9 protein-coding genes and 1 riboswitch are annotated in these 11,375 nt (G+C 40.7%); of the genes, 6 read left to right on the forward strand and 3 right to left on the reverse strand.

Annotation, left to right across the window (positions count from 1 at the left end):
* Nucleotides 1-45 precede the first annotated feature (45 nt).
* A riboswitch (Lysine riboswitch) is annotated at nucleotides 46-218 on the reverse strand.
* A gap of 88 nt (nucleotides 219-306) precedes the next feature.
* Nucleotides 307-1,557, reverse strand: coding sequence for a sodium:proton antiporter NhaD (gene nhaD / locus CWC28_RS11485; RefSeq protein WP_063705784.1), 1,251 nt, complete (start codon nucleotides 1,555-1,557; stop codon nucleotides 307-309).
* Nucleotides 1,558-1,705: 148 nt separating this feature from the next.
* Between nhaD and CWC28_RS11490 the strand changes: the two genes are divergently transcribed.
* From CWC28_RS11490 to CWC28_RS11510, 5 genes are all read left to right on the forward strand, one after another.
* Nucleotides 1,706-2,980, forward strand: coding sequence for an MksB family condensin complex protein (locus tag CWC28_RS11490; RefSeq protein ID WP_063705786.1), 1,275 nt, complete (start codon nucleotides 1,706-1,708; stop codon nucleotides 2,978-2,980).
* Nucleotides 2,981-2,982: 2 nt separating this feature from the next.
* Nucleotides 2,983-3,528: a condensin complex protein MksE gene (locus CWC28_RS11495; protein ID WP_063705788.1), complete on the forward strand. Its 546-nt coding sequence runs from the start codon at nucleotides 2,983-2,985 to the stop codon at nucleotides 3,526-3,528.
* Nucleotides 3,528-6,314, forward strand: coding sequence for an Mks condensin complex protein MksF (locus CWC28_RS11500; protein ID WP_063705790.1), 2,787 nt, complete (start codon nucleotides 3,528-3,530; stop codon nucleotides 6,312-6,314). Before CWC28_RS11495 ends, CWC28_RS11500 begins: the two co-directional genes overlap by 1 nt.
* Before the next feature lie 123 nt (nucleotides 6,315-6,437).
* Nucleotides 6,438-6,992: a DUF4136 domain-containing protein gene (locus CWC28_RS11505; RefSeq protein WP_063705792.1), complete on the forward strand. Its 555-nt coding sequence runs from the start codon at nucleotides 6,438-6,440 to the stop codon at nucleotides 6,990-6,992.
* Between the two features lie 161 nt (nucleotides 6,993-7,153).
* A complete protein-coding gene (locus CWC28_RS11510) occupies nucleotides 7,154-8,992 on the forward strand; it encodes a TonB-dependent receptor (protein WP_063705794.1) in 1,839 nt (612 codons plus the stop codon).
* A gap of 54 nt (nucleotides 8,993-9,046) precedes the next feature.
* Here CWC28_RS11510 and CWC28_RS11515 read toward each other — a convergent pair whose 3' ends face one another.
* Nucleotides 9,047-9,739: an ankyrin repeat domain-containing protein gene (locus CWC28_RS11515; RefSeq protein ID WP_138625178.1), complete on the reverse strand. Its 693-nt coding sequence runs from the start codon at nucleotides 9,737-9,739 to the stop codon at nucleotides 9,047-9,049.
* A 53-nt stretch (nucleotides 9,740-9,792) separates the two neighbouring features.
* Entirely contained in the window at nucleotides 9,793-10,041 is a 249-nt protein-coding gene (locus CWC28_RS11520) for a YkgJ family cysteine cluster protein (RefSeq protein WP_054562006.1), read from the reverse strand.
* A gap of 158 nt (nucleotides 10,042-10,199) precedes the next feature.
* Here CWC28_RS11520 and CWC28_RS11525 point away from each other — a divergent pair, with 158 nt between their 5' ends.
* A complete protein-coding gene (locus tag CWC28_RS11525; protein ID WP_063705798.1) occupies nucleotides 10,200-11,372 on the forward strand; it encodes an efflux RND transporter periplasmic adaptor subunit in 1,173 nt (390 codons plus the stop codon).
* Nucleotides 11,373-11,375 lie beyond the last annotated feature (3 nt).

Raw genomic sequence — 11,375 nt, forward strand, 5'->3', positions numbered from 1 at the left:
CAAGAAGAACTCGGCAAGGGGGTGCTTTGAAAATAAAGAGTAGTCCATGCCAGAAGCTCTCCACCTAGTTTGGTGACAGTTTTGAGGATTCAGCCCCATAAACCGAAAAATAACCGTGACGTCCGGTTAATTTTCTCGGCGAGTACTTCCCTCATTAATGGTCATCGGCGTTCGTCACCTCACATTAATTACCTAAGTATCGCACCTCTTCTGAATGTTAAGTTAACACCTGGTTAAAATAACAAAGCCTGCAGTTAAAAGCAGGCTTCGAAAGTTAACGTTTAGACGTCTAGCTGTCAAGTTGTTTTATGAAATTAAACTGCCCGCTAAGTGCGAACCGTAATAACCAACGGTATAAGCAATTAATAAATAAACCGACATTTTAAGATAGCTCATAAAGGTCAGTGCCTTAACCTTACTCATGGCAATAATACCTGCCGCAGAGCCGATTATAAGCATTGAGCCACCTACCCCAGTTGCGTAAGTAAACGACAGCCATTGCTGAGGGCTCATCACAATATCAGCTTTTAAAAGTGCTGCAGTCAGAGGTACGTTATCTACCGCTGCTGATAATAGCCCCATCAAGTAGTTGGCATATTCCGGTGCCATCAACTCATATAAGTGAGTAAATTTAGCAAGCATGCCAACTTCTTTTAATGCGCCAACCAGCAATAACACACCAACGAAGAACAATAAGGTGTCGTATTCAATTTCACGTATATAATCGATGATTTTTTTGTTAACGTCTTTTTTGCGCATTAAGAATTGTGCAACCAAAAACATCAGTGATAAACCAAATAAAAAGGTTAATAGCGGTGGTACACTGTAAAGTACGCTTAAAGTTAACGTGGCAATAATCGTCGAGAAGAAGATAACCGCAATGGTTATATCTGTTTTTTCAATTCGACGCGCGGTTTGTTTTTCAAATACTACATTACCCGACATACCCACCGATAGCATCGCTGCTAACAGTGCCACACTTGAAAGCGCAGGGACAATCAACAACAACAGGTGTCCTATCGTCACTTTTTCATCTAAGAAAATCATCAAGGTCGTAACATCACCGGTGATCAGCGATACCCCACCCGAGTTAACACTAAATACAATTAAGGTTGCATATTTTATTAATTTTTTAGGATCTAATTTCAGCGACATCACCACAGCAAGCGAGATTAAAGTCGCGGTTATGTTGTCTGATATTGATGAGAATAAAAATGCAAAGCCACCAATCAGAAACATCAGCTTTCGTTCACTGATTTGATTTGGCATAATTTTATGAACAATATTCTGGATAAAGCCTTTAGAGTTTAAATACGCTACAAAGGTCATTGCAGCCATTAAAAATAGCCACAAAGTCGCGATCTCTAAAATGTTGTGATCCAGTTGGTGTTGTATGGTTTCTGGGCTTTGCCCATGAATTGGAGAGATAAATAAGATAATCCAGCATAAAGTGCCAAAAAAAAGCGTCGTTTTGGCCTTGTTTACATGGATAATATCCTCTATAACGATAAGCAAAAATGCCACCGCTATCAGGGTTAGGATAAGTGGGGTTACCATGGTGTTTGAACAACCTTTATAAAAATGTAAAAATTGTAAGTCGAGTGTTTCGGCGCGGATTCTAGCAGCATAGAAAGCATAAAACTATTCTCAATTACATAATTTACTACTAATCGCTAACACCAAAGTCTGAATTTACTGGAGCTTTATGATCCCAGCTAAAAAGTTATTAAATACCCTTACTGAACATTGGGGGGTGTTAGAACTGCTATTTAAACGTTTTAAGATGGCTGATTTCAGCTTAAAAGACGTACAAAATGCGATAAAACAAAAACAACCTTCCTGGTCAAATGAACGCATTTATAAAGAAACAAATCGTTTATTGAATCAAGATATTATCATTCCACTGGCAAAATCATCGCAGTTAGAAATTAACCGTGCAATCGCCGATTTTGCGACTTTTTTACTACAAGAAGAACACCTAGGTCTTGCCCAAGAAATTAGTGTGCTTGTTGATGATTTAGCTCGCCTTGGTAATCGCCTTGCTAAAGCGGGTGAAATTGAAGATTACGATGAGCTTCGTCGCTTCAGCCGTATTATGGATGATCGGGTACGCAAAATAATGAAATTGTTTGCCCACAATGAAAACGCGATTTTAAATATTGTTGAGCAAGCAAAAGCTGATAACGCGGTACAATCACTGCAAAAACGCTATCAAGCAGTAATTGAAGCATTCGATGAATACATTGAGCCTATGCTTGAAATGGTGGATATTCGTGGTGACTTCCACGCTTGCTTTAATACCATCGAAGCGCAAATTAGCACGCAAATAGAGCAAATTGATCGCCTAGGTAAGTCATATCAAGACAAGCGCATGCTTGAACAATTACGTACCCGTATTTTAGAAATGCATTTAGTTGGTCGTGAAAGTTTACGTAAAAGCGCCGATATGCTGATGCCGCTACGGGAAGAGTTACGCCGTAACAACCTAATTACTCGCCAAGCGGCTAAAGTGCTTGGTTTAGTGCGTAAAAATGGCGTCGATAACATGTTAAGTGCAGTACAGCCTAACTTTGTTTCAGACGCACAACGTTTTTCACTTGGTCAGCAACGTCATATCGTGGCCTATATGGCAGGCTTAGTTGACTTTGAGCACGATGAATATCAGCTTCCTGAACATGATGATGTGCCCGCCTATCAAAGCCCGCATATTCCTGATTACAACGATGTTAAAACACAATTTAGAAAACGCTTTAAAAAAGCCAGCAAAAAAGCTCAGCCGCTGCTTAGTTTCTTAGATGAAAGCTACCCAGATCTTGAGGCTGACGAAATGCTGTTCTTGTATCAAAAATTGATTAGCGATGGCGACCTTGAAATCAGCCAAAGCCAAGAGAAAGTAAAAATAAAAATTGCCCAGCAACACTTCTCTCTTTACCCATTTAACTCATCGATTGCTGACGATAAAAAAGCAACAGAGCAATAACCATGACAGATATTAATTTAGATGATTTAACGCATCTGCAAGCTATTAATAAAAAGCTCACATCAGGCTACCACATTAGCGAACAAGACACGCTGATGTGGCAAGAGCTTGATCAACACATTGATGCTTATCGCGCGTTATTTAACGCCCTTGGCCACGACCTACAACATGATAGCCGTGGCTTTTACTATTTTGGAAGCGACGAAAGCACCCCAAATATGGGTAAAATTTCGCGTGCCATCGCACTGACTATCTACATCTTGATTGAGCACTATGCCAATACTGGTAAAGATCCAATGCGTGCCTTGTTTGACGAAGTAAACGACCTTGAACTGATGCAAACCTTAGTGCAAATCAACAAGCACCTGTTTGATCAATTAGAAATCTTCTCAGGCTCAGATTTACGCAAAGACGTTTACCTACGTATGGTGCGTTTAGGTCTTGCTCGCGAAGTAGAAAACGGCTTTATGCTGCAAGCACCTATTTATCGTTATATCGATGCATTAATGGAAGTAAACGAAGAAACCTACCTAGGAGATGACGAATAATGCAAAGCCAAAGCCTATACGGACTCAGCAAACTTGCGCTTTTAAATACCGCTGGCTATGCAAAATGCGTGATCCCGCTGGATAAAAGTAGTTCAATCTGTGCACCTAATAATACCGGTAAAAGCTCGGTAATTAATGCCCTGCAATTTCCATTGATCAATGATTTACGTCTAACAGAATGGGATGGCCACGATTTAGACGAAACCCGAAAATTCTACTTTTCATCAGATCAATCCTATATTTTACTCGAAGCTGACCTACCTAATGGCCCTGTGGTGATTGGTGTTGCTGGCCTTGGTAAAATTGCTGGTTACGCGCATCAGTTTTTTTGCTACCAAGGTAAGTTGAACCTTGATCACTACACTCAAGGCAAAACTATTGTAAAATTCACCAAGCTTTTTAATCACTTAAAAGAGCAAGGTTTCAATCCAATTGAATTAAAAGCGCAAGAACTAAACGCCCTACTCACTGGCGGCGCAACCCCATTTGATGGCGATATCAACTTAAAAATGATCCCCCTCAATAACGTGCAAGACTCCGCGATTTACAAAGAAATATTCCGCCGTATCCTTAACTTGCATAAGTTAGGTGCCAGCGATGTTAAACGCTTTATGTTACGCGTATTTGAGCGCCATATGTCAAACTCACGGGTTGATTTTTATGAAGTATGGCGACGTTCATTTGATAAAGTGAATCGCGCTAAACGTGAATTAAAAGCCCTTGAGTCAATGCAAGAGCCAATCGCAGCTCTTGAATCTATGCTTGAAAACCAAACGGTTTTAAAAGGTAAACTTGCTGCCTATGCGCCAAAAATTGACCAAGCACTGATTGACTTTGAAACCTATCAACAAGAGCAACTCTCTGAGCTAAATATTGCCCTTGAGGATATCGAACACGAAAAGCACGAGTTCGAACAAAAGCAGCAGCTGTATATTCAGCAATCCCGTGATATTGAGCGTAAACAAACTCAAATTGAACAATGGTTTTTAGATTATCGAGCGCTTAAATCTGAGTTTGAATTAGTTAATAAAGCCACCCTAAAAGTAAGCCTTACACAGCTTAAACAAGATTATGAATCGCTATCTCATTCATTAAGCAGTGCCCAAGGGCAAAGCTTGCACACGCTTGATTACCGTATTAGCGAAACACAAAAGCAAATTAAGAGCTTAAAATTACAGCTGAAGAACCTTGAGTTCAATTTATTCACCCGTATGCGTGAAGATTTATCTTTAAAAGAAGTTGAAGAGATTTCGCGTATTCTAAACCCAGATATATTATCGTTTGCCACCACCAGCAATGGTGATGTTGAGATCACAGACGAAGATGCCTTTGGTGAGTTCTTAGAGCAGTTATCGGCAAATGTGAAAGGCGGTGTACTAACTCTTCCTGGCGCGACGATTAAACTTAAAAAGCTAAGCCCAGTGCAAATGCAAACGGGCGAAAATAAAGAGCAATTAACCGCGCAACTCGCTGCCCTAGAAAACTCACTAAAAGAGTTTAAACAACAACGCGAAGTTGCTGCTAATGTCGCCGAAAAGCAAAAAGAAAAAGATGCCTTATATGATGAGCTAATGGCCTCAGAAGAAGCATTAAAACGCTTTGAACAATTTGAAATCATGCAGCAATCTGTCGATGCACAAACCATGCTAAAAGAGCAATTAAATGCAGAGCGCGAACAAGTTGACGACTACCTGCAAGACATTCAAAAGAACAGTGGCTCAATCAGCGACCGTCGTTCAATTATCAAGTCGAAAAAAGATCTGCTTGCCCGCCAAGCTGATCGTTTACGCCAAGTTAAATCTGAACGTATCGATCACACCCTTGATGTTTACTCAGGTAAAGTGACTCCATACATGATTGAAATCACTATTGATTTTGATAACTTGAGCGATCTTATTCACCACTTCAATAAAGACTGCCAAGAGTTACGTAACTTTGATATCAACGTACGTAATACCTACCTACATATTTACAATGCGGGTATTACTAAATTTGATAACGAAAACGATGAGTTTACTAAATACGAAAAGCTTATTAGCGCGTTTCATAACATCGACAACGAGCGCGATGCCGTTGAGCGTCAAGGCCGCGTTGCGTTAACCGAAGTAGCCGCTACTATTAAAGGCTTGCGCGAAGACTTAGACCGCCTGCGCCGAGAAATGAATAGCTTTAATAAAGGAATTAGTCAGCACCGTATCTCTAACCTTCAAGCATTCAAAATTAATGTTATTCCGCGCAAGATGCTGGTTGATAGCATTGATACAATTATCAGTACCTCAAATCAGTTTGAGCAAGGCGATACCCTAGACCTATTAAGCCAAGAGCCTTATAGCGAGTCTGCGGTAAATGAAGCGAAAGATCATTTAATTAAGCTTGCCTCAGAAAAAGCCGGTTTAACTCTGACCGATTTATTTGATATTCGTTTTGAGGTAGTAAACCGTGCTGGCGAAACTGAACACTTCGAAAAAATCGATTCAGCCGGCTCTAACGGTACTCGTATTACCATTAAGCTACTGTGTGGCATGCTGTTTATTCGTTACTTATTAAGCGACCAAGAACAAAACTTGTATCGTATTCCGATTTATATCGATGAAGCAGCCGATATCGACCCACAAAACCAAAAAGCAATTATCGAAACAGCGCTAAGCTTTGGCTTTGTGCCGATTTTTGCCTCAGTTAAACCACAAGTTAGCTGTGATTACATCGTCCCTATTCGTACTGTTAAAGATGGTGCACAAAACTGGGTCGATGAAAGAGATTGGATAGAAGTGGAACACACTGCTTAATTACAAACTATTACAGTACTTTTTTGTAAATGTGCCATAGTTTTTTAAATAATCATTCAGTTGAGTATTATTTGTGTTATGTTATCAATCAAGTAGTGGAAATTTTGCCAAGGAGCAAACAATATGAAGAACTTATTAATCGCGACGGCTGTATTATTTTTAGCGGCTTGCGCTAAAACGCCTGATTGGGATTACGACAAATCAGCAGATTTTAGTAATTATAAAACCTTCTCTTGGGTACCTAATGCCAGCTTGACTAAAAACGTAGCGAACTACCAAATTAGTCCTTTAATGGAAAAACGCGTTCGTGAAGCTGTTAATGCTGAACTTGAAAAAAGCGGTATGAAGCTAGTTGATTTAGCACAAGCAGATGTACTGATTAACTATCATGCCTCAGTTGATACAAAAATTGATGTTGATACCTTTAACGTAGGTTACGGTGCACGCTGGAATTACTGGGGTATGGGTTATAACACGCAAACCACCACTCGCGAATATGAAGTGGGTACGTTAATTCTAGACGTAGTTGACCGTGCTTCTAACCAATTAGTTTGGCGTGGTGCTAAAGAAGGTCGTTTGCAAAAAAATCAATCACCTGAAAAGCGCACTGAAGTTATCAAAGAAACGGTTGCTAACATTCTAAGTAACTTCCCACCGCAATCTATTAATCAAAACTAAACACCGTTTTAGTTAAAAGACCGCGCCTTAGCGCGGTTTTTTATTGCCTGCTGAAATCTGGTTGGAGTGGTATAACTCAGTGATTCAGATACAATACCCGCAATTTTCAGTGCGCCTAACTAGCCCACTACCCAGATTAAACAAAATCAAGAGAGTTTTAGATGGTACGCGCAGTACAGCTTACACTTCCCGCATTATTCGTCACTTGCTCAGTACTAGCAGAAGACACCAACAATATTGAACAAATCACCGTTGAAGTTTCAGCAACCGCAAATAAAGAACCGGTTGGTACTTTTGATGCGCCGGTATCAAACTTAGAATATGACCCACGTGTCGATTTGCAATCACGCAATATGGCTGAAGCTCAAGCTGATGTCACTATTCGTGGTGGTATCTTCGAAAATACTGGCTTTCGTGTCGGTAGCAGTACATTATTTGACCCTCAATCTGGTCACTACTTTGCTGAAATTCCTATTGCCCCACAGATGCTAACAGGCCCTTCAGTGCTTACAGGGGCTGATAATGCCCTTTATGGTATGAATAGCTCGGTTGGCACGGTTTCATTTGGCTGGCGCCCTATCACAAGCACTGGCAGCGTTTCACTTGGCACAGGTACGAATGGCTTTAATTTACAAAGCATTCATGCTGCCCATAGCCAAAAGCTGGATAGTAAACCTGATTGGCGATTAGGTTTTGAGGGTGAATACTCGCACTCAAAAAGCGATGGCTCAATTGATAATGGCGACCACGACTTTGAACGTGCCTCAGCACGCGTTCAAATTGCAAGCTCTACCTCGCAAACCGATTTAATGTTCGGGCGCCAAGAGAAGTTTTTTGGTTGGCCAAATCTATACACGCCATTTAATTTTAATGAAACCGAAGACCTTGAAACCAAGCTTTTCATGCTCAATCACAAACAAATGTATGGTGAGAGCAATACCTTTGAAGTGACTGGCTATTATCGTAAACATAACGACCATTATGTTTTGTCTCGTGAAAACCCAGCTATTTTTGAAGCGTTTCACGAAACCACAGTTAAGTCATTAGCACTCTCTGGACGTCACCGTTTAAATGACCGCTATGCAATTAATTATGCTGGGCAATTTATTGCTGATGAAATTGAATCAACATCTCTTGAAAACAATTTTACATCACGTAATTACACTAAGCTAAGTATCTTGCCTGAGTACAAATCAGCCCTTACAGCAAACAAAGAGCTTACTTTACGTGTTGGTGCTGCATTTGATGATACCAACCGTGATAGCTCAGATACCTCATTTATTGCCGATGCCAGCCTTAAAGTAGCTAATCAAAATGGCAGTGAACATACTTGGTATGCGTCATACGCCGAGGCAACACAAGTTCCCGGTTATACCGCTATTGGCGGCAGCGAAACGGGCGGATTATTCAGAAGTAACTACAGCCTTGAGCGCGAAACCACCGATAACCTTGAATTAGGTTTACTGATTGAACAGTCTTCATGGCGTTTAGATTCAGCTATTTTCTACCGTAAAGATAAAAACCTTACGGATTGGACATATCGCTTTGATGCAACCTCAGCACGTTTTGCAAACCCGGTTGATATAGACACCTTGGGCGTTGAGTTTTTAGCGAATAAATCGTTCGAAAGCACTGAGTTGATTGCCAGCTACACCTATTTAGAAAAGTCAGAAGACTATGGCACGGCAGATATTGATGCGAGCTTTTATGCGCTTAACTACCCTGATCACCGTGTAACACTGGGTGCAGTATGGCAACCAATGGATGTGCTTGAGCTGCGTATCGATAACGAATGGCGTAAGCAACACAATAACCGCCTACGTAGCTCTGATGATGAAGCCTTCTTCACGCAGTTAACGCTAAAATTTACCCCAGCCCAGCTTGATAATGTGTTTGTAACCTTTGCAGCTGACAACATTTGGGATGAATCATTCGAAGAAGTCCCGGGTACCCCTGGTCGCGGCGAGCAATATACTCTTAGCGCTACCTACACGTGGTAAGCAAAAACAATAATGCCAGTCAATTGACTGGCATTTTTCGTTGAGAACGATTAATTATTTCATAATAATCTGTTTCACTTCATTTAGTTGCGAGCACTCAGACTGATGACATTCTCGAGTGGAGTTATCTTCTAAGATCTTTAAAGCATCATAGCCAAAATTATTTTTGAGTGACGTGTCAGCGCCTTTTTCAATTAGTAATTTCATCGCAGTGTAGTTACTCAATATCGCAGCATATATTATTGGTGTTGAGCCTGTACCATCCTTAACATCTAGTTTTGGAGAAAACCTAAGTAAAGTTCTTAGGTGCTCTATTCTATCTGGCCCTAATACTTCAAATATTAAATTTCGTTTTGCAGACACTCTGTAACTATTGGGATTTCCACCCATTTGAAGTAGCTCACTTAAAAAGTTAGAGTCGAGATTAATCGTGGCTAAGCTTAAAACACTACTCGATTGATTAATTTGATAATTTGGATCAGCCCCAGCAGCTAGCGCTTTTAAAAACTGGTCTTTATTATTTGATTTTAATGCATCAACGAGTTGTTGATTAGTATGCAATTGCGTTTCTGAGCTGTGATCAAGTTTGACTTGCAGTGGTATTGCATAAGTAAATGAGCTTGCTAACATCAGATAGATGATTACATGTATTTTCATAGTTAATTTCGCAAGTATTGTTTCTTGTATTCTAAAACAGACAAGTCGTTCTTTATTATTTTTAAATAACATGAAGAAAACTTTAGCCATAAAACACAACTGATCCCAGCAACCGTTAAAAAGTGTTAAAGGTTTAATCTTTTTTAAGTCATCTGTTCAAGTTCAGTAATTAAATACAGTGCTTGTTCGTTAGTGGTGCCACATACATCGATGGTAGCAGAAAAGTCACTACACACCTTAGGCCTTGATTCATCACCAAATAATTTACATAGGTTATTATCGTCGAGTTGAATACAGCGCTCTCCCGCCGCTTTCCCGTTTGGCATTCCTGGTATCGGTGAGCTAATACTGGGTGCAATACAACAGGCGCCACAGCCTAATCTACATGCCATTTTATCTGTCATTGAGTACCTCTTATAGAACCTTTGTAGCGTCTTTGTAATATGTGTAATGGTTTGTTACATCTTCAAACGCCTTGTAAACACTTTATTGCGTATGCTTAGCCTAACAAATTTATTTTTAATTACCGTCAACCGTGAGGGACTATCCCGTGGCTAGTAAAAAACAAATCATTCTCCCTATCGCCGTATTAGTCGGCGGACTTGGAATGGCATTCGCATTTGCCTCAATGAAGCAACCGCCAGTCGAAAAACCAGAACAAGATCTGCGACCGCTTGTATCAATTAAACCGTTAAGCTTTGACGCCATTACCCTCGATGTAAAATCATACGGTATCGTTAAACCTAAAAACCAAACTGAGCTTGTTGCGCAAGTGAGCGGTCAGGTTGTGTCGTTATCAGAACAATTTGTACAAGGTGGATTTGTTAAGCAAGGCGACATTCTAGCACGAATTGATCCAAATGATTACGAAGCTGCACTCATTGAAGCAGAAGCGGGACTAGCGCAAGCAAGCTCAGCACTTGAGATTGAACGTGCTCAGGTGTCAGTTGCACAAGCCGAATGGGATCGCATCAAAGGTGACTCAAACCAAGTTATTCCATCTGAGCTATATCTACGTAAACCACAACTTGCTGAAAAACTTGCAAGTTATCGCGCTGCACAAGCCAGTGTAAAACGCGCTAAACGTAATCTTGAGCGCACTTACATTAAAGCGCCTTATGATGCGATTATCGACGAGCGCTTAATTAGTTTAGGCAGTGTGGTAAACCCAGGTAACAGTTTTGGTAGCCTAAGCTCGACGTCACTGGCTGAAATTCGTTTACCTGTAGCAGATAAAGATCTGCAATACCTAAATAATCAAGGTATTGGCGCCAGCGTATCAATTAACGCTGAATTTGCGGGTAAACAAACTACATGGCAAGCGACTATTGTACGTAGCGAAGGGGTTGTTGACCAACGCAGCCGCATGAATTATTTGGTAGCGCAAGTAGCAACACCTTATGAGCAAAAACAACCACTACGTTTCGGTTCATACATAAATGCAACCATTCAAGGTCGTGCGCTGGACAACGCGATTGTGGTACCGCATCACTTAGTAAAAGACAGCAAAGTCGCCGTGTTACAAGACGGTGAAACACTCTCGTTTAAAACACTTAATATAGTGCGAGAACAAAATGGCATGGTGATCGCCGACAATGGCCTTGCTAATGGTGAGCAACTGATTACCTCGGCACTTGAATACCCAACTGAAGGCATGGCAGTCAAGCTTGATAATGCAAAGCTTAATGCGCCAACAACGCAGTTAGCGTTAAAAGAGGAATAAGCC

Origin of the sequence: Pseudoalteromonas sp. S4492 (assembly GCF_005886115.1) — a bacterium.
GTDB lineage: Bacteria > Pseudomonadota > Gammaproteobacteria > Enterobacterales > Alteromonadaceae > Pseudoalteromonas > Pseudoalteromonas gelatinilytica.